Source organism: Rhodococcus phenolicus, assembly GCF_001646785.1.
Taxonomy (GTDB): Bacteria; Actinomycetota; Actinomycetes; order Mycobacteriales; family Mycobacteriaceae; genus Rhodococcus; species Rhodococcus phenolicus.
This window is the reverse complement of the sequence record NZ_LRRH01000024.1, coordinates 1-23,007: the sequence shown is the minus strand read 5'-3', so window position 1 is coordinate 23,007 and position 23,007 is coordinate 1. Positions and strand designations below refer to the sequence as shown.

Genomic DNA, 23,007 nt, shown 5'->3' with positions numbered 1-23,007 from the left:
TACGGGGGGCGACCGCTGGGTGCCCCGGGAATTGTCGGACCCCTCTGATGGGATGGCAGTCATGATCGACGCCGACACCCGCACGCTCGACCGGCCGCGCCGTCCGGCCGCGCGGCTGGTGCAGCGCCCGGACACGGCGCCCCCGCGGCGCGAATGGCCCGACGACGTACGTCCGGTGTTCGCGGACGCACCACCGCTGCCGCGGTGGCGACCCTGGCAGATCCTCGGCGGCCCCGGCACCGGCAAGACCTCGTTGCTCGTCGACCTGGCGGTCTCCCGGATCGCGCGCGGCGCCGAACCGGAATCGGTCCTGGTGCTCACGCATTCGCGCCGCGCCGCGACCGCCGTGCGCGAGGAGATCACCGCGGGCCTGCTGCGCGAGGGCGCCCTCGCCGGGCCGCGCGCCACCCGCGAGCCTCTCGTCCGGACGGTGCACTCGTACGCCTTCGCGGTGCTGCGGCTGCAGGCGTCGGCGCACGGCAATCCGCCGCCGCGGCTGATCACCGGCGCCGAGCAGGACGCGGTCCTGCGCGAACTGCTGCGCGGAGACATCGACGACGGCGCCGGCATGTGGCCCGAACGGCTGCGGCCCGCGCTGGGAATGACCGGGTTCGCGGTCGAACTGCGCGACCTGATGCTGCGCGCCAACGAACGCGGCCTCGGCCCCGAGGACCTCGTGGCGCTGGGAGAGGAACGCGACCGTCCCGAATGGGTCGCGGCGGGCCTGTTCGCGGCCCGGTACGAGCAGGTGATGCTGCTGCGCGGAGCCGTCGGACTCGAAGCCCCCGAGGCCACGGCACCGGCCCTCGACGCCGCCGAACTCGTCGGGGCCGCGCTCGCGGCGTTCGCCACCGACCCGGATCTGCTCGCGTCCGAACGCAGCCGCGTCCGGCACCTGCTCGTCGACGACGCCCAGCACCTCGATCCGCAGTCCGCGCAGCTGATCCGGGCCATCGGCATCGGCACCCGCACTGCCACCGTCGCGGGCGATCCCGACCAGATGGTGTTCACCTTCCGCGGCGCGGACACCCGGTTCCTCACCGAACTCGCCGAGACGGATCCGGAGCGGCGCATCGTGCTCGGCACCAACCATCGTGCAGGTACCGATGTCGCGGCCGTCACCGACTCCATCGCACGGCGGCTGCCCGGCCTGCCGCCGCATCGCGGGGCCGCGGCCGTCGCCGACGATCCCGGACCCGGACGGGTGCGGGTGCGGGTCCTGCCGACGCAGGCCAAGGAAGCGGCACTGATCGCCGACACCCTGCGCCGCGCGCATCTGATCGACGAGGTGCCCTGGTCGCGCATGGCCATCGTGGTGCGGTCGGTGCCGCGGGTCCTCGCGCCGCTGCGCCGCGCACTGCTCGCCGCGGGCGTCCCCATGACGACCGCGGCGTCCGAACTGCCGCTGGCCCGCCAGCACAGCGTCGCCGGTCTGCTGCTGGTGCTGCGTGCGCTCTCGGCCAGGCGGTTCGGCGGCGAGGAAGCCCTGGCGTTGCTGTCGGGTCCGGTCGGCGGTGCGGAACCGGTGACCCTGCGCCGTCTGCGCCGTGGTCTGCGGCGCGTCGAGCTCGCCGCCGGCGGAGACCGCGACTCCGCCGAGCTGCTGCGTGCGCTGCTCGTCGAGGGGGAGGACGCGGACACCACCGCGCATCTGATGCGCGGGCTCACCGACGTCGAAGCGGCGCCGCTGAGAGGCGCACTCGCGGTGCTCGGCAAGGCCCGTGCCGCGATGAACCGGGGTGGCGGGGTCGAGGACGTGCTGTGGGAGGCGTGGCAGGCCACCGGCCTCGAGCGACGCTGGGCGGCGGCGTCCGCGCGCGGCGGACCGGCCGGGGCTCAGGCCGACCGCGATCTCGACGGCATCGTCGCGTTGTTCGACGCCGCCGCAGACTACGTCGACCGGCTGCCGCGCGCTCACGTCGCCGGGTTCGTCGACTACCTCAGTGAACAGGAGATCCCCGGCACGGTCCGCAACCGCGCGACCGCCGAATCCGAATCGGTCACGGTGGTCAGCGCGCACTCGGCGGTCGGTCGCGAATGGGACGTCGTCGCGGTCGCCGGGGTGCAGGAAGGCCTGTGGCCGAGCCTGCGTGCCCGCGGCACCCTGCTGGGCATCGAAGCGCTCCTCGACGCGGTGTCCGGGGTCGACGGGGGAGCCGACGGCGCCACCCGGTTGTCACGGACCGCGCCGCTGCTCGCCGACGAACGGCGGTTGTTCCTCGTCGCGTGCAGCCGCGCCCGTCGCGACCTGCTCGTCACCGCCGTCGACGCGACCTCGGCGGACACGGATCTGGTGCGGTCGCGGTTCGTCGACGAACTGCTCGGCCGGGACGGCGGCACCGACACCGACGGCGACGAGGCGCTCGAGCCCGACGGTCTGCCCGACGAGGCCCGGATCCGGGTGCTCGCGTTGCCGGCGCTCGTCGCCGAACTGCGCAGCGTCGTGTGCGATCCGGTGGTCGCCGAACACGAGCCGGAACGGCAACGACGAGCCGCCGCGCAACTCGCGCGGCTCGCGCGGGCGGGTGTGCGCGGCGCGCACCCGGACCGCTGGTACGGCACCGCCGATCCCAGCACCGACCGGCCGCTGTGGGACGCGGAGACGGAGGCGGTGCCCCTGTCGCCGTCGACGATCGAGCAGCTGACGAGCTGCCCGCTTCGGTGGATGTTCGAGCGGCACGGCGGCACCGACGGCGAGAACAGTCACGCGGTCGCGGGAACGCTCGTGCACACCCTCGTGCAGGCGCTCGCCGGGCGGATCCCGCCGGACCAGGTCGATCGCGCTCTCGAACGGGCGTGGGACTCGGTCGATCTCGGCTCGCAGTGGTACGCGCGCCGGGAACTGGAGCGGACCCGCACGATGCTCGACACGTTCACGACGTGGCTGCAGGGGTCGCGCGGCGAGCTGACCGAGGTCGGCGTCGAGATCGGGGTGGACGGCATCCTGGAACCGCCGTCCGAGGACCTGCCGCGGGTCCGGTTGCGCGGCCGCATCGACCGCCTCGAACGCGACCCCGACGATCGGCCCGTCGTCGTCGACGTCAAGACCGCCAAGAACCCCGTCACGAAGGACGCCGCCCGCGACCATGCGCAGCTCGCCGCCTACCAGGTCGCGGCCGCGGCCGGGGCGATCGAGGGGGAGCCGGCGGGCGAACCCGGCGGCGCCCGGCTGGTGTTCGTCGCCAAACCGCACAACAAGGAAGGCGCGACCCAGCGCGTGCAGCCTCCGCTGGACGCGGAGGGACTCGCGCACTGGCGCACGGTGATCCACGAGGCGGCCGCGGCCACCCGCGGCCCGCAGTTCCTCGCGCAGGTCAACGACGGATGCCGGCACTGCCCGGTGATGTCGAGCTGCCCCGCGCACGACGAGGGCAGGCAGGTGACCGGCGGATGAGCACGCGTCGGGTCGGAGCGGTCGAACTCGCCGCCGCGCTGGGCCAGAAGTTCCCGCCCACCGACGAGCAGGCCGCGGTCATCGAGGCACACCGCGGGCCGACACTCGTCGTGGCGGGCGCCGGCGCCGGCAAGACCGAGACGATGGCCGCGCGTGTGGTGTGGCTCGTCGCCAACGGATTCGTCGACCCGGAACAGGTGCTGGGCCTGACGTTCACACGAAAGGCCGCGCAACAGCTGACCACCCGCATCCGCACCCGTCTGGCCAAGCTCGCCGGATCACGGCTGGTGCGCGACCTCGACCCCGGCGGCGGGCTCCGAGGGCGCATCCTCGGCAGCGAACCGGAGGTGAGCACATACCACGCGTACGCGGGCCGCCTGCTCGGTGAGCACGGATTGCTGCTCCCGATCGAACCGTCGGCGACACTGCTGTCGGAGACCGAGCTGTGGCAGATCGCCCACCGGGTGGTCAGCGCGTGGGACGGCGAACTCGACACCGACCGGAACCCGGCGTCGGTGACCGAGGCAGTGCTCGCGTTGGCCGGTCAGCTCGCCGAGCACCTCGTCGAACCGGACGACCTGCGCGAGGCCCACACCGAACTCGACAAGCTGATCCACACGCTTCCCGCCGGTCCGGGGCAGCGGGGCGGTCCGTCGCAGACGCTGCTGAAGTACCTCGAGACCCAACACGACCGGATCGCGTTGCTGCCGTTGGTGCAGCGGCTCGCCGAGACGCTGCGGCGCGAGGGCGCACTCGATTTCGGTAGCCAGATGTCGCTCGCGGCGCGTGTTGCACAGGACCATCCCGAGGTGGGGCGCACCGAGCGCGAACGGTTCCGGGTGGTGTTGCTCGACGAGTACCAGGACACCGGGCACGCCCAGCGCATCCTGCTGTCGTCCCTATTCGGTGGCGGTCAGGACCCGGATCTCGCCGTGACCGCGGTGGGCGATCCCATGCAGTCCATCTACGGCTGGCGCGGCGCCTCCGCGGCCAACCTGCCGCGGTTCACCGCAGACTTCCCGGTGCACGGGCGACCCGCCCCGGTCCTCGAACTGCTCACCAGCTGGCGCAACCCGCCGGAGGCGCTGGCGCTGGCCAACCACGCGACCGAGCCGCTGCGGTACAGCGGTGTCGCGGTCAGCACCCTGCGGCCGAGGCCGGGTGCCGAGCCCGGCGACGTGCGGCTGGCGCTGCATCCCGACATCGAGACCGAGCGGGAGTGGGTCGCCGACCGGATCGCCGCCGAGTACACCGCGGAAGGACGCGACAAGCCGCCGACCGCCGCTGTGCTGGTGCGCCGCAACGCCGATGCCGCCCCGGTCGCGGAGGCCCTGCGGGCGCGGGGTCTTCCCGTCGAGGTCGTCGGGCTGGGGGGTCTGCTGCACACCCCGGAGGTCGCCGACGTCATCGCGATGCTGCGGCTGGCCGCGGACCCGATGGCCGGAAGCTCCGCGATGCGGGTGCTGACCGGTGCCCGCTGGCAGCTCGGCGCCGCCGACCTGACGGCGCTGTGGCGACGCGCCCGCGAACTGGCGATCGGGGGCCGGTATGCGGTAACCGGGTCGGTCGCCGATACCGCGGCGCTCGACGACGCACTCGACGCAGCCCTTCCCGGCGAACAGGCCGAACAGGCCGGGCTCGCCGATGCGATCTCCGATCCCGGTACCCCGCAACGCTATTCGGAATTCGGGTACGCTCGCATCACCGCGCTCGCGAAGGAGCTGGCGTCGCTGCGGGAACGACTCGGACAGCCGCTGACCGAACTCGTCGCCGAGGTCGAACGCGTGCTCGGCATCGGCATCGAAGCCCAGGCCCGCATCGACACCCGCGGCAGCACCACCGGCCGCGAGCACCTCGACGCGTTCGCCGACGTCGTCGCCGGATACGCCGGGCGTGGCACCGCCACCCTCACCGGCCTGCTCGCCTATCTGGCCGCCGCCGAACAGATCGAACAGGGCCTCGCCCCCGGTGAGGTGGAGGTCGACCCGAACTGCGTGCAGGTGCTCACCGTGCACTCGGCCAAGGGGCTCGAATGGGAGGTCGTCGCGGTGCCGCACGTCAGCGCCGGGGTGTTCCCCTCGTCGACGGCTGCGGCGACGTGGCTCGGCGCGGTCGCGGAACTGCCGCCGCAGTTGCGCGGCGACCGCGCCGACACCGCGTCCGGCGACGACCCGACGGACGGGATCCCGCTGCTCGACCTCGACGAGGTCTACGACCGCAAGGTCCTCGAGAACACGATCTCCACACACAAGGACGCTCTCAAGCAACGCAAGCTCGACGAGGACCGCCGCCTGTTCTACGTCGCGCTGACCCGCACCGAACGGGTCCTGCTCGTGTCGGGTCACCACTGGGCCGAGTCGGGAAGCGAACCGAAGGGACCGTCGCCGTTCCTGACCGAACTGCACGACCTCGTGGACGCGCAACCGGAACTCGGTCTGATCGAGACGTGGGCTCCCGCGCCGGAAGCCGGCACCGACAATCCGCTGACCGCCAGCCCCCGCACGGCACCGTGGCCGCGCGACCCCCTCGGTGCCCGGCGCGCCGACGTCGAACGGGGTGCGGCGCTGGTCCTCACGGCACTCGGGGAACCCGAACCGGCGCCGCCGGAGAGCATCGAGGACGACCCCGACGAATGGGCCGCCGACGTCGACGCGCTGCTCGCCGAACGCGAGCGCCGCGCCGAACGCGGCGCCGAGGTGATGCTTCCCGCGCAGATGTCGGTCAGTCAGCTCGTCGACCTCGCGACCGACCCGGACGCCCTTGCGGCCCGGTTGCGGCGTCCGCTGCCGTTCCGGCCGAATCCGCTGGCACGTCGCGGCACCGCCTTCCACGCCTGGCTCGAACGACGGTACGGCGCGACGCGGCTGCTCGACCTCGACGAGCTGCCGGGAGCCGACGACGAGGACGGCGACGAATCCGACTTCGACCGTTTGCAGGAGGCGTTCCTGCGGTCGCCGTGGGCGCAGCGCAGCCCCGTCGAGGTGGAGGTGCCGTTCGAGACGTCCCTCGGTGGCACCGTGATCCGCGGCCGCATCGACGCGGTGTTCGAGGACCCGGACGGCGGCTGGACCGTCATCGACTGGAAGACCGGTGCCGAACCGACCGACGAGAAACTGAAATCGGTGGCCATGCAGCTCGCCGCCTACCGCCTCGCGTGGGCGCAGCTCATGGCCGCCCGCACCGCGCGGCACACCGGCCGTCCCGCCGAGCTGCCGCTCGACCGGGTGCGGGCCGCGTTCCACTACGTGCGCACCGGCCGCACGGTCGCGCCGGTCGATCTACCGGGTGCCGGGGAACTCGAACAGCTGATCCGTTCGGCCGGCGCGGTCGGCGACGAGAACGACATGCCGGAGATCGTCGACGAAACGCCGCCGGATCTTCCGTAGCGGCGCCCGGCCGGGGGTGGCACCGGCCGGAACCGCACTCCCTTCCCTCAGGACGCGCGTCGGCCGGTTCCGCGCCAGACCTTCACGGCCTCGGTGACCAGTGGAATCTGCAGGGGCAGTCGCGCACCCGCGATCGCCTTGGCAGCGGGGGACATCCGGTCGCTGCGCCACCACGACACGGCCATCTGGATGTTGGCCGGGAACACCGCGACGAACAGGGCGGCGGCGAGCGCCCCACCCAGCCGTCTCGTCCGCGGAACCACCAGTGCGGTACCGACGGCCAGTTCCGCGACCCCCGAGGCGTAGGTGTAGGCCCGGGCATCGCCCGGCAACGCCCTCGGCACGATCCGGTCGAACGGTTGCGGGCGCACGAAGTGCAGCGTTCCGGAGCCGAGCAGGAGCGAAGCGAGCCGCAGGGCGGCCGCGCGGTTCGGTTGTGTGGACATGTGCGCCACGGTAGCCGTCTACGCGTAGGCTGCGACGCGACGTCGGCACGATTCGGTGCCGGCAACCGACGACGAAGAGGTGGAGTCCACGCAATGCCCGGCAGGTTGCGCGCGCGGTTCAGCCGCTCCGATCAGCTCACCGAGCGCCCGGATTTCGCGCTCGTCGGCGTCCTGCGGGTGCCGCAGGAACAGCAGAGTCCCGCCGTGGCGATCGCCCGGCGGATCGGATACGCGGTCATCGCACTGACCTTGGCGGTTCTGGTCGTCTACATCGACCGCGACGGGTATCGCGACGTGCAGGACAACGAGATGTCCCTGCTCGACTGCATCTACTACGCGACGGTGTCGCTCTCCACCACCGGATACGGCGACATCACCCCGTTCACCCCGGAGGCGCGGCTGATCAACGTCCTGGTGATCACCCCGCTACGGATCTTCTTCCTCATCGTCCTGGTCGGTACGACCCTGTCGGCCCTGACCGAGAATTCCCGCCAGGCGTTCAAGATTCAGCGTTGGAGGCGCAGAGTGCGTAATCACACCGTCGTCATCGGCTACGGCACGAAGGGCCGTACCGCCGTCGACGCCATGCTCGGCGACGGCATCGCGCCGTCGGACATCGTGGTCGTCGACATGGACCCGGTCGTGCTGGAGACGGCGGCCGGGCAGGGACTGGTGACGGTGCAGGGGTCGGCGACGAAGTCGGACGTGCTGCGCCTGGCCGGTGTGCAGCACGCTTCGGCGGTCATCGTCGCCGCGAACCGCGACGACACCGCCGTGCTGGTCACGCTCAGCGCCCGCGAGATCGCCCCGAAGGCAAAGATCGTCGCCGCGATCCGGGAGTCCGAGAACACCCACCTGCTACGACAGTCCGGTGCGGACTCGGTGGTCATCTCCTCCGAAACCGCGGGCCGGCTCCTGGGCATCGCGACGACCACCCCGAACGTCGTGGAGATGATCGAGGATCTCCTGACCCCGGAGGCCGGGTTCGCGATCGCCGAGCGCGACGTCGAGCCGGGCGAGGTCGGTGGATCGCCGCGGCACCTGTCCGACATCGTGCTCGGCGTCGTCCGGGACGGCCGCCTGCTGCGCATCGGCGCCCCGGAGGTCGACGCCGTCGAGGCGAACGACAAGTTGCTCTACATCCGCAGGGTGTCTGCCTGATCGATGCTCGCGCTGCGCGGTTAAGGTGCAGGGCGTGACCCGTTTCGAGCTCTCCGGCACCCCGTTGCTCTCCCGTACCGTCGTCGACCGCGCCGAGGAACTGCGCTCCGACGTCGACGCGCTGCGTGCCGGCTGGGCGCAGGCCCGGCTGTTGCGCGTCGACCGGCGCGGGCAGGTTCCGGTCGACGGAGACGCGGTCGTGTTCGGCAAGGCACTCGAACTGGGCCCCGAACCTCAAGCCGGCGCGGTCTTCCTGGGGGTGCGCGAGGGCCGGCACGTGTGGGCGGTCCGCGTCCTCGCCCAGACGGGGCCGGTGTCGGACCTGCGGCGGCTGGGTGAACGCCTCGACAGTTCCGACGCCGATCTGATGGTCAGTGCGGTGGCATTGCTGAACTGGCACGATCAGGCCGGCTTCAGCGCGATCGACGGATCCGCGACCGAACCGACGATGTCCGGATGGTCCCGCATCAGCACCGTCAGCGGTCACGAGGAGTTCCCGCGCACCGACCCGGCGATCATCTGCCTCGTGCACGACGACGGCGACCGTGTGCTCCTCGCCCGGCAACCGACGTGGCCCGAGCGCCGGTTCTCGGTGCTCGCCGGATTCGTCGAGGCCGGCGAATCCCTCGAATCGTGTGTGGCCCGGGAGATCCGCGAGGAGGTCGGGCTCGACGTGCGCGACATCCGCTACCTGGGCAGCCAGCCGTGGCCGTTCCCGCGGTCGGTGATGCTCGGATTCGCGGCGGTCGCCGACCCGGACCAGCCGTTCGAATTCCAGGACGGTGAGATCGCCGAGGCTGCATGGTTCACCCGCGAGCAGGTGCGCGCGGCGCTCGAGATCGGGGACTGGGCGTCGTCCGAGGACGCACCGCTGTTGCTGCCCGGATCCATCTCGATTGCGCGCGGCATGCTCGAGGGCTGGGCGAACGCCTGAGTCTCCGGTGCCCGCGCTAGCGCGGTGACAATCCGACGAGTGCGGTCTCGATGAGTTCGTCGGCGTATTCCGTTGTCAGTGGACCGGTTCCGAACAGCCAGCGCTGGGTGAGGGGTGCGAAGATCGTGTCCAGCGCGACGTCGAGATCGGTGTCGGGTGCGAGTTGCCCCGATTCGCGAGCGATCCGCAGTCGCCGAATCTTCGCCTCGCGCACCGGTCCGTCGACCCGCGTCCGGTATTCCTCCGCGAGTGCGGTGTCGGTGAGCACCGCGAGGGTCACGGCCCGCAACGGCCGCTCGAAGCGCGGATCGGTGAATTCGGCGACGATCGCGTGCAGCACGGTCCGGAGGTCGGCGGCGAGATCGCCGGTGTCGGGAAGGGCAGCGGGCTGCTGGGGATCGTCCCCGGTGCTCAGCCGGAGGTACGCGTCGAGGAGCACCGAACCCTTGGAAGGCCACCAGCGATAGATGGTCTGCTTGCCGACGCCCGCGCGCGCGGCGATGGCCTCGATGGACAGCTTGGCGTAGCCGGCGTCGCCGACGAGTTCGACGGCGGCATCGAGGATGGCGCTGCGGGCGGCGGCGCTGCGTCGGGTGGTGTCGGGGGTGGCGCGATCGGGCATGCCGCCAGCCTAGCAACTAGACGAGACGGTTCGTCTTGACAGCGGCCGAGCTATGGCTCATTCTCGATGAGACGAGACGGTCCGTCTCGTTTCAGGATGGATCGAAACCCGGGAGGACTCATGACCCGATCATCCGACACGCCCCGCGTGTGGTTCGTCACCGGCGCGGGCCGCGGGCTCGGTCGCGCATTCGTGCGGGCCGCACTCGACGCCGGGGACCGCGTCGTGGCGGTGTCCCGCACTGCCGAGAGCCTCGCCGATCTGGGCGGTGATCCACGGGTGCTCGCACTCACCGTGGATGTGACCGACCGCTCGGCGGTATTCCTCGCCGTGGAACGGGCCGTCGCACGGTTCGGGCGCCTCGACGTCGTGATCAACAACGCCGGCACCATGTCGATGGGCTTCGTCGAGGAATACACCGAGGACCAGGCCCGCGCGCAGATGGAAACGAACTTCTTCGGCGCGCTGTGGGTGAGCCAGGCCGCCGCCCCGATTCTGCGCGCCCAGGGGTCGGGTCATCTGGTGCAGATCTCGAGCATCGGTGGTGTCGTCACCGGCCCGACCGTCGGCCTCTACAGTGCGAGCAAGTTCGCGCTCGAGGGAATGAGCGAAGCGTTCGCCGCCGAACTCGCCCCGTTCGGCGCAGCGGTCACCATCGTCGAACCCGGCGGGTACTGGACCGGCCTCTACGCCGCGATGGAGACGACCGAGCCGCTCGCCGACTACGCGCAGGTCCGCGAGGATCTCTCGGCCGCGAGCGGCGGCAGCGTCGACAGCGATCCGGCGCTCGCGGCCGAGGCGGTGCTGGCCCTCGTCGAGAGCGACGATCCGCCGCTGCGGCTGATTCTGGGCGACGTGGTGCTCGACGCGGCGATCGCGGCAGCTCGGCAGCGGATCGCCACCTGGACGGCGTGGGCGGAGGTGAGCCGGGCCGCGGAACACGCGATCGCCGAGCCGGCTGGATGACTCTTGCCGTGAACGGGGGAGTGTCTACAGGCCCAGCGCGGCCTTCACCTCGACCAGCGACGGGTTGGTCGCGGTGCTGCCGTCCGCGTACTTGACGGTCGGCACGACATGATTGCCGCCGTTGACGCTGCCGACGAACTCCGCGGCGGCCGGATCGGCCTCGATGTCGATCTCGGTGTACGCGATGCCGTTCGCATCGAGCTGCGTCTTCAGGCGCCGGCAGTAGCCACACCAGGTGGTCGAGTACATCGTGAGGGCAGAGGCGTCACTCGTGGTCATGTCGGCGACAACACCACATCGGGGCCGATCTGTTCCCGGCAGGGTGCCGAATGTGTTCTGCGCCACAGTCGTCGGGGGAGTCGCGGCAACGGGCTGTCGGGACGCACTGCCATGATGGGGGCCATGCGAGCGGATGCGGCGGTGGACGGGCTGGACCCAGAGCAGGCGGCGGCGGTGCTCGCCCCTCGCGGACCGGTGTGCGTGCTCGCCGGCGCCGGCACCGGCAAGACGCGCACCATCACCCGGCGCATCGCGCACCTCGTCTCCGCAGGTCACGTCTCCGCCGGACAGGTCCTCGCAGTGACGTTCACCGCGCGCGCAGCCGGGGAGATGCGCTCACGCCTGCGCGCACTCGGCGTCGGCGGATCGGGCGCACCGGTGCAGGCCCGCACCTTCCATGCCGCCGCACTGCGGCAGCTGCGGTATTTCTGGCCGCAGGTCGTCGGCGACATCCCGTGGCAACTGCTCGACCGCAAGTTCGCGGTCGTGTCGCAGGCCGCGCACCGCGCCAAGTTCGCGACCGACACCGACACCGTGCGCGACCTGCTCTCCGAGATCGAATGGGCGAAGGGCTCGCTCATCGCGCCCGAGGACTATCCGGCCGCGGTCGAACGGGTCCGCCGCGAACCTCCGGCCGAGGCGTCGCGGGTGGCGGCCGTCTACGAGATCTACGAGAAGCTCAAGGTGCGCGACGAGGGGATGTACCTCGACTTCGACGACCTGCTGCTGCACACCGCCAGCGCACTCGAGGAGAACAGCGCCGTCGCCGAGGAGTTCCGCGACCGGTACCGCTGCTTCGTCGTCGACGAATACCAGGACGTCACGCCCTTGCAGCAGCGGGTGCTGGATGCGTGGCTCGGCGATCGCGACGACCTGACCGTCGTCGGCGACGCCAACCAGACCATCTATTCGTTCACCGGCGCCACCCCGAAGTACCTGCTCGATTTCACCCGGCGCTTCCCGGATGCGACGATCGTGCGTCTCGAACGCGACTATCGCTCCACGCCGGAGGTCGTCGATCTCGCCAACCGGGTGATCGGCGCGGCCCGCGGCCGCATCGCCGGCACCCGGCTGCAGCTGATCGGGCAGCGTCCACCGGGCCCGGAACCCCACTTCGCCGAGTACGACGACGAACCGGCCGAGGCCACCGCTGTCGCGAAGGCGATCGCGAAGCTGCTGCGCGACGGCGTCGACGCCGCCGAGATCGCGGTGCTGTACCGGATCAACGCGCAGTCGGAGGTGTACGAGCAGGCGTTCACGCAGGCCGGAATCCCGTATCAGGTGCGCGGCGGCGAGGGGTTCTTCCAGCGCGACGAGGTGCGGCAGGCCGTCAACGCGCTGCGGCAGGTCCATGCTCGCGACGACCTGCCCGAGGAGTCGGGTCGAGGCACCGGGCTCGTCACGCTCGTCCGGGCGGTCCTGGTCCCGCTCGGGCTCACCGACACCGAACCGGCCGGTGCGCAGGCCCGGGAACGCTGGGCGTCGCTGACCGCGCTCGTCGCGCTCACCGAGGAACTGCTCGAACACCAGCCCGAGCTCACCCTCGACGAGTTGTTGCGCGACCTCGCTGCGCGCGCCGAAGCGCGGCAGCCCCCGACCGTGCAGGGGGTGACGCTCGCGTCGTTGCACGCCGCCAAGGGCCTGGAATGGGACGCGGTGTTCCTCGTCGGCCTCACGGACGGCACGCTGCCCATCACCCATGTCACCGGCGACAGCAACACCCCGCCGGACGAGGCGGGTATCGAGGAAGAGCGCCGCCTGCTGTATGTGGGGGTGACCCGTGCCCGCGTCCACCTGCACCTGTCGTGGGCCCTGTCGCGCAGCGAGGGCGGTCGCCGGTCACGTCGCCGGTCCCGGTTCCTGCACGGGCTCATTCCGGAGGACTCGCCGGCGTCCCGGATCGCGACACCGCCGCCGTCGAAGAAGAAGCGGCCCCAGTGCCGGGTGTGCGGCAAGCCGCTGATGGGGTCGACGTCGACGATGCTGGGCCGCTGTGAAACCTGCCCGTCGAACCTCGACGAGGATCTGCTGGTGGCACTCAAGAACTGGCGGCGGGAACGCTCGAAGGAGCAGAAGGTTCCGGCCTACGTCGTGTTCAGCGACAACACCCTCGTCGCGATCGCCGAGCAGCGGCCCGGTGACACCCGGTCACTGGTGGCGATCCCGGGGATCGGCGCGAAGAAGCTCGAGCAGTACGGCGAGGACGTGCTGGCACTCGTGCGGGGCGAACGGACCGCGGACACTCTCGACATCTGAAGGTGAAACCGCAGGTAGAAAATAACTTGTGCGATCGATGGTCGCATATCTAGGCTGGATGACGTTGTCACGGGAAGAGCTCGTGCGCGAACGATGTGAGAAGGTGGCCACGATGATCGGCTTCAACGCAGTTGCAGCGGACCTGGCCGCCGCGCGCGTCGTGGCGCCCATTGCTGCCGCACCGTGGGCGCATCGTGCCCGCGCTGCCGCCGCCCCGTCCGTGGCCCGAAGCCGGTTCCGGGAGATTTCCCGGTAACCCGCCCCATCGTTTCGGCCACGGACCCCGCCCAGCGGACCGTGGCCGTTCTCTTTCCGGCCATCGGTTCGCCTCCATCATTCGAACCAGCCAGAAGGAGGCCACTGTGCCGACCGCAACTGTGCCCACCACGACCACGACTGCGACCGTGACCGAGATCGGCTTCGCGATCGACCGGACCGGGGCGGCACGTGTGCGCGAACTCCCGTGCCGACAGGACAACCCCGACCTGTGGTTCGCCGAGACCCCGGCCGAGCTCGAGCAGGCCAAGGCGCTGTGCACCGACTGCCCTGTCCGCGCGCGTTGCCTCGCGGCGGCACTCGATCGCGCCGAGCCGTGGGGCGTGTGGGGAGGCGAGATCCTCGACCACGGGACCGTGGTCGCGCGCAAGCGCCCCCGGGGACGCCCTCGGAAACAATTGGTGTGCGCGTGAATTCGTGAAACACACCCGGAACCGGTCCGGGGCCCTCGGGATCAGGAGATCAGTCGAGGGCCTCGGACCGGTCGTCGGTGAAACCGGGCAACCATTCCGACAGGATCCGCATGTACGGGGCGTACGCGTCGAGTTGCGCGCAGATGCCCACCGAGCCGAGGAGCACACGGAACACACTCACGTACTCGGGCGGCAGATTCAGTGTCCGCGCGGTGCGGAACTGAGGGCTCGAGAAATCGGTGGCGGTCCCCGCGGCCTTCTGCAGCCACGCCCGCGTGAAGTGGAACGACTCGGTGCGGATCGGATCGGTGAACGGTCGCAGGTAGTCTGCGATCTCGCGGTCCGTGACCTCCTTGCCGGGCAGCACGAACCGGTTCGAGTACAGGAGCTCGGTCAGTTCGTCGAACCGTTCGTCCACTGCCAGGCGCACCATCCGGCCCAGCACCGGGGGCAGGCCGTCGGGCATCGACGCCGTCGCTCCGAAGTCGATGATGCCCAGGCGCCCGTCGTCGAGCAGCATGAAGTTCCCCGGATGCGGATCGCTGTGCAGCAACCCGACCACGGCGGGGGAGGCGAAGTGGAACTCGGCGAGCAGCGCCCCCGCGCGGTTGCGCTGCTCGCGGGTGCCGTTCTGGATGATCGTGGACAGCGGTGTGGCCGAAAGCCATTCGGTCACGACGACTTTCGGTGCGCTCGCGACGACGTGCGGCACCAGGAAGCGGTCGTCGCCGTCGAAGGCGCGGGCGAAAGCCCGCTGGTTGTCCGCCTCGATGCGGTAGTCGAGTTCCTCCTCGGTGCGGGCCGCCAGCTCGTCGAGGACCGGACGCACGTCGGCGCCGGGCATGACCGTCGCGAAAAGACCCGCGAACCGCTGCAGGGTACGCAGATCGGCGCGCAGCGCCTCGTCGGCACCCGGGTACTGGACCTTCACCGCGACCTCGCGTCCGTCGGACCACACCGCCCGGTGCACCTGCCCGATGCTCGCCGATGCCGTCGGCACGTCGTCGAACGACGAGAATCGCTCCCTCCACCGCGTTCCGAGTTGCTGATCGAGCATCCGGTGCACGGCCTTCGCGGGCAGCGGCGGAGCCTCGGACTGCAGCTTGGTCAGTGCCTCGCGGTACGGTTCGGCGAATTCCTCCGGGACGGCAGCCTCCATGACACTCAGCGCCTGCCCGAACTTCATGGCGCCACCCTTGAGTTCGCCGAGGACCGAGAACAGCTGCTCGGCCGCCTTCGCGGTCAGTTCGGCATCGATCTCGTCGCGGTCACCGCCGGCCAGCCGGCGTCCGAAGCCGACGGCGGCGCGTCCGGCGATCCCGAGCGGGATGCTCGCCAGTTTGGCGGTGCGGGAAGAGCTCTTGCGGGGAATCTCGGCCACGCCCACCATCATGCCCGACCCGCACCCGTCTCCGGCGTGCACGCACACGCCGGATGCCGGAACCAGCGACGCGTCGTGAACCGGTGCGCGCCGAGGTCCACCTCGACCGTGCGGTCGACCAGGATCGGAGCGCTCTCCGGGCGGGCGTTCAGGACCGCGTCGAGCTGGGCCACCGCCACCGCCGTGGTCGCCAGCACCACGGCGGGGTCGGCGCGGCCGACCCGACCCCACAGCTGGACGGCCAGGTGCGGCCACGCCGGATCCAGATCGGTGCGGGTCAGGTCCGCGCAGCGCAGGCAACTGGTCCGGCCCGGGATCACGAACGGTCCGACGATGCCCCGGCCGTCGCGGAGCCGGACCGGCAGGTGCGGGATCCGGTGCCGCATCAGGTCCAGCACGAGATGCGGATCCGGCGTCAGCTCGTCGGTGAGCAGCACACACTGCACATTCCACGCCGCGACATCGCTGGCCTGCGTATACGAGCCGGATCGCGACACCCGCACCGACGAGACCGCCAGGTGCGCGGCTACGGCGTCCGAGAGCGGCCCGTCGCCGTGGATCCGGACCCGCGGTTCCGGCGGGATCTCCGGGCCGCGACGGCCGGCCGGCTCCCGCAGCGCACCGCACGCGACGAGCTCGTCGAGGATCGTGCCGATCCGGGCGGCGTCCATGCCGCGGTCGCCGGCGCGGGCGAGGATCGTCTCACGCGAATGGCGACCGTCGAGCATCCGCAACACGGCGAGCAGGTCGAACGCATCGATGCCCTCCGGTGGGGACACCAGGGCGCCGGTGTCCGGCCCCCACCCGAGCTGAACCGTGCCGTCGGGGCGGCGCAGCAATTCCAGACAGGGATCGAGGGCGGGGCCGGACGGGTGCGCAGTCGTCGACGTCATGACGTCGAGTCTGCAGGCATCGTCGTCCGGCCCCGCCCCCGATCACGTAGTTGTCCACAGGGAGAAATGCGTTCCACCTGCGGAAACGGCATGTCAGGCCGATTCGTCGGGATCGGCGTCGCCGCCCTTCTCCCGCTCCGCCCGCTCACGTTCCTCGGTGGCCCGCAACTGGGCGATCGGATCGTCGAAGACCCCGGTGTCGCCGCCGATCATCCGATCGACGAAACCGGCGGGGCTGTCCAGGTCGGACGCGTCGGGCAGCAGATCCGGATGCGCCCACACCTTGTCCCGCGCCTCGGTGCCGGCCTGCTCGGTGAGGGTGCGCCACAGCGACGCGGCCTCCCGCAGTTTGCGCGGCCGCAGCTCGAGGCCGACCAGCGTCGCGAAGGTCTGCTCGGCGGGACCACCGGTCGCGCGCCGGCGCCGCAGCGTCTCGCTCAGCGCCGAGGCTCCGGGCAGCCGCTCGCCGAGTGCGTCCGACACGACGGTCTCGACCCACCCCTCGACGAGCGCGAGCAGCGTCTCGAGCCGTTCGAGGGCCTGCTTCTGCTCCGGGGTGGTCTGCGGCTCGAGGGCACCCTGCTTGAGAATCTCCTCGAGCTTCGACGGATCGCTCAGCGCGGACGGGTCCAGGCCCTGGGCGAGATCCTCGATGGCGGAGAAGTCCATGCGGATACCGCGGGCATAGTCCTCGACGGTCGAGAGCAACCGCTGCCGCAGCCACGGCACGTGGCTGTACAGCCGCTGGTGAGCCGCCTCGCGAGCAGCGAGGAACACCAGCACCTCCTGCGCGGGCTGTTCGAGACCGTCGCCGAACTTGTCGACCGCCTCGGGCAGCAACGCCGCAGTCCCGGCCGGGCCGAGCGGCAGGCCGATGTCGGTGGAGGTCAGCACCTCCTTCGACAACTGGCCGAGGGCCTGACCGAGCTGGGAGCCGAACGCGAGCCCGCCCATCTGACCGAACATGCCGAGCATCGGACCCGCCATCGCGCGGGCTTCCTCCGGCAGACCCTGGATCCACATGCCGTTGACCTGCTCGGCCACCGGATCGCACAACCGCTTCCAGGTGGCGAGGGTGTTCTCGAGCCACTCGACGGGCGTCCACGCGACCGTGCGGGTCGCACCCGCGGGGAGGGTCGTGGCGCCGTCGAGCCACAGCTCCGCGAGATGCGCCGCGTCGCGCACCGCATCGGATTCGCCGGAGGAGACAGGTGTGAACGACCCGATCTGCTGCCGGGCCAGCTTCATCGCGACCTCGTAGTTCACCGGCCCGGAACCGCCACTGCCCATCGCGCTGCCCATGCCGCTGAGCATCTGACCGAACTGGGAGAGCATCTGGCCGAGCTGCGACGGGTCGAAACCCTGTGCACCGAAGGGATTCGCACCGGCCTCGCCGCTGCCGAACGGACTCGCACCGCCGGGCAGCCCGAAACCGAACGGGAAGCCGCCGCCGGGCGCACCGCCCTCCGAACCGGACGCACCGGTGCCGGAATCGTCGTCCTTCTTCCTCCGGTCCGGGTCGTCGTCGGAGTTCGAGAATCCGAAAGGCGTGTCGCTCATGTATTCAACGGTACAAGGCCCGGCGCGGGGATCGGACTTCGTGATCACGCTGATCGCGAACATCGGCCGCCCGCTACCCTGGGCCGGGTGAATCGACGCTTCGTGACGCCCCTCGCGGTGCTGATCCCCCTCCTGGCCCTGACGGGTATCGCCACCAACGTGAGGGTTCCGTACGTGGCGCTCGGGCCGGGGCCGACGTTCGACACACTCGGCGAGGCGGACGGAAAGCCCGTGGTGCAGATCGACGGCGTCGAACCCGACGCGACCAGCGGCCAGCTGCGGATGACGACCGTCGGTGTCAACGACCAGCTCACCCTCGCGCAGGCCCTGACGGTCTGGGTCAGCGACCGGTACGCACTCACCCCGCGGGAGACCGTGTATCCGCCGGACGTCAGCAAGGACGACGTCCGCGCCGCCGACCAGGCCATGTTCACGCAGTCCGAACGCAGCGCCGAACTCGCTGCGCTGCACCACCTCGACCTGCCGGTGTCCGTGCAGGTCGCGCAGGTCGGCGACGACGCACCCGCCACCGGATTGTTGCGGGAGGGCGATCGGATCGTCGCGGTCGCGGGGGAGCCGGTGACGACCGCCGGCAGCGTGCAACGCGCGGTCGGCGCGGTCGCGCCGGGCACCGACCTGGACGTGCGGGTGCGCCGCGACGGCACCGACGAGGACGTGCGCGTCACCGTCGCGTCGCGGCCCGGTGACCCGGACAGCGGCTACCTCGGAATCACCACCGAGGAAGTACCCGAGGTTCCTTTCACCGTCACCTTCAACCTCGCCGACATCGGCGGACCTTCGGCCGGCCTGATGTTCAGCCTCGCCGTCGTCGACAAGCTCAGTCCCGGCCCGCTCAACGGCGGACTCGCGGTCGCGGGCACCGGCACCATCGACTCGGACGGCAAGGTCGGACCGATCGGCGGCATCACCCACAAGCTCGACGGTGCGGTCGACGACGGCGCCACCGTGTTCCTGGTACCCGCCGGCAACTGCGCCGAGGCGCTCACCGACGTCCCCGACGGCCTCCGCCTGGTCGAGGTCGAATCCCTCGACGGTGCGATCGACGCTCTCGCGACCCTCGCCGCCGGCGGCGACGCACCCGCCTGCGGCTGACGGACGTCAGTAGTCGTCGCCGGGTTCGAGCGTCGCGTAGAGCGCGGCCACCAGGTTCGGGGCGAGGTTCTCGTAGGTGCGCAGTTCGATGCCCGCGAACGGATCGTCGTCGTCGGTGGGACGCAACTGCAGCAGGCACAGCGACGGACCGTCGCGCAGCACCGCCGCGATCAGGCGCGCGTCGCGCCGCTCGGGATGAGTGTGCGCCGTCTGACGGGCGGCCTCGTCCGCGGCGTGCGCGTCCGCCAGCCGCGGCGCGAGCGCGTCGTCGAGGTCGGTTTCGGCGCTCGGCGGCAACACCACGATTTCCTGGACGAGCACACACCCGGCGACCGACGGCGGCCAGCTGGTCGTCGCCAGGAACTCGTCCAACGCCGGGCTGCCGCCTTCGACGTCGTCGGGGAAGGCGTCCTGCTCGATCGGGGTGTACTCGTTGCCCTCGTCGAGCTGATCGCCGAGCGACGGCTCCTCCGCCGCCAGCAGCACGGTCGGGACCAGCGCGAACATGACCGGCGGACGGCCCCAGCCGTCGGCGTCGACGAAGTCGACGATCTCACCGACGCAGCGACGCAGGCCTTCTTCGGACGGGACGGGAAGATGCTCACTCACCGTCCTATCCTTGCACCGTGAGCCCACCACGAGTCACCCCGGCGCGCGGGACGAGGCTCCCGCGGTCGGCGATTCGGCGGCGGGGGCGGTTCGTTCCGTAGAGTGGGGCGAAACGGTCACCGGCACGCGCGATGCGCGACGTACGGGGGCGAGCAACTGCGGCGTGACCCGGCGTCGCCGGAGAGTTGGGAGTGTGACACGTGGGAATGAGGCCCCCCTCAGGGGTACCCACCCTGTCGAGACGGAGCAAGGTTCTGCTGATCCTCGCGCTGGTGGTCGCGGCCTTGTTGTTGCTCGGTCCCCGGCTCGTCGACGCGTACACCAACTGGCTGTGGTTCGGTGAGGTCCAGTTCCGGGACGTGTACGTCAAGGTGCTGGTGACCCGTATCGTCCTGTTCCTGGTGGCGGCTTTGTTCATCGGCGCCGTCGTGTGGCTGGCGATGCTGCTGGCCTATCGATCGCGGCCGGTGTTCGTGCCCACGGCCGGACCCAACGACCCGGTCGCGCGGTACCGCACCACGGTGATGACCCGGATGCGCGCGTTCGGACTCGGCATCCCCATCGTGCTGGGTCTGTTGTCGGGTCTTGTCGCGCAGGCCAGCTGGGTGACCGTCCAGATGTTCATGAACGGCGGCTCGTTCGGCAAGGCCGACCCGCAGTTCGGTCTCGACGTCGGGTTCTATGCGTTCGACCTGCCGTTCTACCGGTTCCTGCTGAACTGGATGTTCGTCGCGGTGATCCTCGCGCTCATCGCGAACCTGGTCACCCACTACGTGTTCGGCGGGATCCGGCTCGCCGGCCGCGGCGGCAACGTCAGCCGCGCCGCGCGAATCCAGCTCGCTGTTCTCGCCGGTCTGTTCGTCGCGCTCAAGGCCGTCGCCTACTGGCTCGACCGGTACACGTTGCTGTGGAGCGGTCGCAAGGAACCGACGTTCACCGGTCCCGGCTACACCGACATCCACGCCGTCCTCCCGGCGAAGCTCATCCTGATGTCCATCGCGATCATCTGCGCGATCGCCTTCTTCGCCGCGATCGTGTTGCGGGATCTGCGCATCCCCGCGCTGGCCACGGCGCTGCTGGTGCTCTCGTCGATTCTCGTCGGCGCGGTGTACCCCCTGGTCGTCGAGCAGTTCTCGGTCCGCCCGAACGCTGCGGACAAGGAGTCCCCGTTCATCGAACGGAACATCGCCGCGACCCGGGAGGCGTACGGCATCACCGACGACAAGGTGGAGTACCGGGACTACCCGGGCGTCGGCACCGAGTCCCCGAGCGATGTGCCCGCGGACATCACGACCATCGCGAACACGCGCCTGCTCGACCCGAACGTCCTGCCGCGGACGTTCACGCAGCAACAGCAGCTCAAGAACTTCTACGGGTTTCCGCAGTCGCTCGACATCGACCGGTACAACGTGGACGGGAAGGTCGAGGACTACATCGTCGCGGCGCGCGAGCTGTCGCCGACGAGCCTGACCGGCAACCAGACCGACTGGATCAACCGCCACACCGTGTACACCCACGGCAACGGTCTGGTCGCGGCCCCGGCCAACCGGGTCAACGCGGCCGCCAGCGAATCCGCGGAGGAAGCCGCGAACAGCAACAGCGGTTATCCCGTGTACATGGTCAGCGACCTCGCCTCGCTCAAGTCCGACACCCAAGTGATCCCGGTCGAGCAGCCGCGGATCTACTTCGGTGAGGTCATCGCGCAGGCGAATCCGGACTATGCGATCGTCGGCGCGTCCGGCGACTCCGGCCCGCGCGAGTACGACACCGACACCGACAAGTACACCTACGAGGGATCCGGCGGCGTCTCGATCGGCAACTGGTTCAACCGCCTCGCATTCGCCGCGAAGTACGCCGAGCGCAACATCCTGTTCTCCGGCGCGATCGGCGAGGACTCGAAGCTCCTGTTCAACCGCGACCCCCGCGACCGCGTCACCAAGGTCGCGCCGTGGCTGACCGCCGACGGCGACGCGTACCCGGCGGCGGTGGACGGACGGATCGTGTGGATCGTCGACGCGTACACCACACTCGACAACTACCCGTACGCGCAGCGCAGTTCCCTCGAAGGCCTCGTCGAGGACAGCATCGACCAGAACACCGGCCGGCTGCTGCCCCGCAAGGAGGTCTCCTACATCCGTAACTCGGTGAAGGCGACCGTCGACGCGTACGACGGAACGGTCACCCTGTACCAGGTCGACGATCAGGACCCCGTCCTGAAGGCATGGATGGGCGTGTTCCCGGATGCGGTGACCCCGCAGGACCAGATCACCGACGAGCTGCGCTCGCACTTCCGGTACCCGGAGGACCTGTTCAAGGTGCAGCGCGAGATGCTCGCCAAGTACCACGTGGACGATCCGCGTGAGTTCTTCACCAACAACGCGTTCTGGTCCGTGCCCTCGGACCCGACGGTGGAGACGAACGCCAACCAGCCGCCGTACTACGTGCTCGTCGGTGACGAGAAGACGGCAGCGCCCTCGTTCCGGCTGAGCTCGGCGATGGTCGGCTACAACCGGCAGTTCCTGTCGGCGTACATCTCGGTGAATGCCGATCCGGAGGACTACGGCAAGTTCACGATCCTGCAATTGCCGACGGACACGCAGACGTTCGGTCCCGAGCAGACGCAGAACGCGATGATCTCCGATACCCGGGTGGCGTCGGAACGGACCCTGCTCGAGAGATCGAACCGGATCCACTACGGCAACCTGCTCACCTTGCCCATCGCGGAGGGCGGCATCCTGTATGTCCAGCCGATGTACACCGAACGCAACTCCACCGGTGGCAGTACGTCGACGTTCCCGCAGCTGTCGCGAGTGCTGGTGAGCTACCGCGAGCCGGGACAGGGTGGCGGCGTGCGCATCGGCTACGCGCCGACGTTGGCGGGAGCGCTGGACCAGGTGTTCGGTGGTGGCGTCGGTAACGCGGCCACCGCGCCGGGCGGCGAATCGGCACCGACCGCACCGGCGGAGCCGGGCGAGTCCACCGGCCAGGCTGAGGGCGCAGTGCCGCAGCCGCAGCCGCAGCCTGCCGCTCCGGCCCCGGTACCGGCGGACCGGGCAGCCGCGGTGACCGAGCTCGACGCCGCGCTGGGTGAGCTGAGCAACGCACAGCGCAGCGGTGACTTCGCCGCCTACGGCCGGGCCCTCGAGCGGGTCCAGCGGGCCGTCGACGCCTACCAGGCAACCGGCGGCTGATCGTAGATCACCGACGACGAAGCCGGGCCCCGCACAAGTGCGGGGCCCGGCTTCCTTGCGTTCGGGTCAGCGACCGGCGATGTCGATCAGCTGCTGGAACTGTGCGCCGAGGCCGTTCTGCTCGGCG

17 protein-coding genes are annotated in these 23,007 nt (G+C 70.6%); 10 read left to right on the top strand and 7 right to left on the bottom strand.

Annotated elements, in window-relative coordinates; genetic code table 11:
* Positions 1-61 precede the first annotated feature (61 nt).
* Together A8G15_RS08465 and A8G15_RS08460 are read left to right on the top strand one after the other, a co-directional pair.
* Positions 62-3,394 (top strand): ATP-dependent helicase, encoded by a 3,333-nt coding sequence (locus tag A8G15_RS08465; protein ID WP_068157980.1) that lies wholly within the window; start codon positions 62-64, stop codon positions 3,392-3,394.
* Positions 3,391-6,780: an ATP-dependent helicase gene (locus A8G15_RS08460; RefSeq protein WP_068157977.1), complete on the top strand. Its 3,390-nt coding sequence runs from the start codon at positions 3,391-3,393 to the stop codon at positions 6,778-6,780. Before A8G15_RS08465 ends, A8G15_RS08460 begins: the two co-directional genes overlap by 4 nt.
* 47 nt (positions 6,781-6,827) lie before the next feature.
* On the opposite strand, the gene A8G15_RS08455 is transcribed toward A8G15_RS08460, so the two are convergent.
* Complete coding sequence (locus A8G15_RS08455; RefSeq protein WP_068157975.1) at positions 6,828-7,226, bottom strand: DoxX family protein; 399 nt, start codon at positions 7,224-7,226, stop codon at positions 6,828-6,830.
* A 93-nt stretch (positions 7,227-7,319) separates the two neighbouring features.
* Between A8G15_RS08455 and A8G15_RS08450 the strand changes: the two genes are divergently transcribed.
* Entirely contained in the window at positions 7,320-8,387 is a 1,068-nt protein-coding gene (locus A8G15_RS08450; RefSeq protein ID WP_068157848.1) for a potassium channel family protein, read from the top strand.
* Between the two features lie 34 nt (positions 8,388-8,421).
* Positions 8,422-9,321: an NAD(+) diphosphatase gene (nudC, locus tag A8G15_RS08445; RefSeq protein ID WP_068157973.1), complete on the top strand. Its 900-nt coding sequence runs from the start codon at positions 8,422-8,424 to the stop codon at positions 9,319-9,321.
* A 16-nt stretch (positions 9,322-9,337) separates the two neighbouring features.
* On the opposite strand, the gene A8G15_RS08440 is transcribed toward nudC, so the two are convergent.
* Positions 9,338-9,943: a TetR/AcrR family transcriptional regulator gene (locus A8G15_RS08440; RefSeq protein WP_068157845.1), complete on the bottom strand. Its 606-nt coding sequence runs from the start codon at positions 9,941-9,943 to the stop codon at positions 9,338-9,340.
* Between the two features lie 120 nt (positions 9,944-10,063).
* On the opposite strand from A8G15_RS08440, the gene A8G15_RS08435 reads away from it, so the two are divergent.
* Positions 10,064-10,909 carry an SDR family NAD(P)-dependent oxidoreductase gene (locus A8G15_RS08435; protein WP_068157841.1) on the top strand — a complete coding sequence of 282 codons (846 nt, stop codon included), beginning with the start codon at positions 10,064-10,066 and terminating at the stop codon, positions 10,907-10,909.
* A 24-nt stretch (positions 10,910-10,933) separates the two neighbouring features.
* Here the strand turns inward: A8G15_RS08435 and mrx1 are convergent, their stop codons facing one another.
* A complete protein-coding gene (gene mrx1 / locus A8G15_RS08430) occupies positions 10,934-11,188 on the bottom strand; it encodes a mycoredoxin Mrx1 (protein WP_068157836.1) in 255 nt (84 codons plus the stop codon).
* A 123-nt stretch (positions 11,189-11,311) separates the two neighbouring features.
* Between mrx1 and A8G15_RS08425 the strand changes: the two genes are divergently transcribed.
* The 3 genes from A8G15_RS08425 to A8G15_RS08415 all read left to right on the top strand — a co-directional run bounded on the left by A8G15_RS08425 (position 11,312) and on the right by A8G15_RS08415 (position 14,133).
* Complete coding sequence (locus A8G15_RS08425) at positions 11,312-13,444, top strand: ATP-dependent DNA helicase UvrD2 (RefSeq protein WP_156665307.1); 2,133 nt, start codon at positions 11,312-11,314, stop codon at positions 13,442-13,444.
* Positions 13,445-13,502: 58 nt separating this feature from the next.
* Entirely contained in the window at positions 13,503-13,700 is a 198-nt protein-coding gene (locus tag A8G15_RS30520) for a hypothetical protein (RefSeq protein ID WP_068157826.1), read from the top strand.
* 148 nt (positions 13,701-13,848) lie between these two features.
* Complete coding sequence (locus A8G15_RS08415) at positions 13,849-14,133, top strand: WhiB family transcriptional regulator (RefSeq protein WP_281180608.1); 285 nt, start codon at positions 13,849-13,851, stop codon at positions 14,131-14,133.
* Positions 14,134-14,182: 49 nt separating this feature from the next.
* Here the strand turns inward: A8G15_RS08415 and A8G15_RS08410 are convergent, their stop codons facing one another.
* The 3 genes from A8G15_RS08410 to A8G15_RS08400 all read right to left on the bottom strand — a co-directional run bounded on the left by A8G15_RS08410 (position 14,183) and on the right by A8G15_RS08400 (position 17,967).
* Complete coding sequence (locus tag A8G15_RS08410) at positions 14,183-15,526, bottom strand: ABC1 kinase family protein (RefSeq protein ID WP_068157969.1); 1,344 nt, start codon at positions 15,524-15,526, stop codon at positions 14,183-14,185.
* Entirely contained in the window at positions 15,523-16,407 is an 885-nt protein-coding gene (locus A8G15_RS08405; RefSeq protein ID WP_068157824.1) for a hypothetical protein, read from the bottom strand. Before A8G15_RS08405 ends, A8G15_RS08410 begins: the two co-directional genes overlap by 4 nt.
* A gap of 93 nt (positions 16,408-16,500) precedes the next feature.
* Complete coding sequence (locus A8G15_RS08400) at positions 16,501-17,967, bottom strand: zinc-dependent metalloprotease (protein WP_068157966.1); 1,467 nt, start codon at positions 17,965-17,967, stop codon at positions 16,501-16,503.
* Between the two features lie 87 nt (positions 17,968-18,054).
* Here A8G15_RS08400 and A8G15_RS08395 point away from each other — a divergent pair, with 87 nt between their 5' ends.
* Positions 18,055-19,080: a YlbL family protein gene (locus A8G15_RS08395; RefSeq protein ID WP_068157821.1), complete on the top strand. Its 1,026-nt coding sequence runs from the start codon at positions 18,055-18,057 to the stop codon at positions 19,078-19,080.
* Between the two features lie 6 nt (positions 19,081-19,086).
* On the opposite strand, the gene A8G15_RS08390 is transcribed toward A8G15_RS08395, so the two are convergent.
* Positions 19,087-19,689, bottom strand: a complete 603-nt coding sequence (locus A8G15_RS08390) for a PPA1309 family protein (RefSeq protein WP_068157820.1) — start codon at positions 19,687-19,689, stop codon at positions 19,087-19,089.
* Between the two features lie 200 nt (positions 19,690-19,889).
* Between A8G15_RS08390 and A8G15_RS08385 the strand changes: the two genes are divergently transcribed.
* Entirely contained in the window at positions 19,890-22,880 is a 2,991-nt protein-coding gene (locus tag A8G15_RS08385) for a UPF0182 family protein (RefSeq protein WP_211270131.1), read from the top strand.
* The last annotated feature ends 127 nt before the right edge of the window (positions 22,881-23,007 follow it).